We start from the raw sequence: 636 nt of genomic DNA on the forward strand, positions 1-636 counted from the left end.
GGGTCGTCGGCGGGTTCGGGGCGCGGGGTGGACCCGTTGCGGACCTCGGGTGGCTGCTCGATATACACCGGCTGAGGCTCGGGTGCCGGTTCCGGCGCAGGCGGCGGTACAGGTGGGGGCGGCGGTGTCGCGGTGCCGGGCTGGGAAGGGCTGGTAACGCCAGGCTGGTCCGCGGTCGAAGCCGTCGATGCACCTGCCGGGCCGGCGCACGCGAGGGCGATCAATAGCGGAACGGCACCGGCAACCACGAGCGACGCAGGTCGGGACTTCCCTGCCGGTAACCGCTCCCCCCTTTTGTTGGGTGTCGCGGTTCTTCTCTTGGCGTTTCTGAATCCTGTTTTCGGCATGCCGAATAAACCCTTCGAACGGAGGGAGGAAAAGGAAGGAATGAATGGTGTGGCGTTTCGGGGATCAGCGCCCCGGCGTCGTCAATGCCGACTGGACCGGGGCGCTGATCCGGTGTTTTAGCAGCTCAGAGGAACGGGAGGACGAGCGAGAGCACCTGGGCGGCGATCGTCAGTCCGTTCGAGACTGCCGCAGAGCCGGTATCGATCCAGGAAAGAACGACCATCGGATCCACAATCAATTTCCCTTCGAAGCAGGAGCAGTTGCCCTACCATCAAAACGCGGAAAATT

Annotated in this window: 1 protein-coding gene; it reads left to right on the forward strand. The window is 64.2% G+C overall.

What is annotated here, in order from left to right; all coding sequences use genetic code 11:
* Window positions 1-391: 391 nt before the first annotated feature.
* Window positions 392-636, forward strand: a 245-nt coding sequence (locus A5780_RS41810) for a hypothetical protein (RefSeq protein WP_231982926.1), incomplete at its 3' end; no start/stop codon positions are given.

This window comes from Nocardia sp. 852002-20019_SCH5090214 (assembly GCF_001665865.1).
In the GTDB taxonomy this organism is placed as follows: Bacteria; Actinomycetota; Actinomycetes; order Mycobacteriales; family Mycobacteriaceae; genus Nocardia; species Nocardia nova.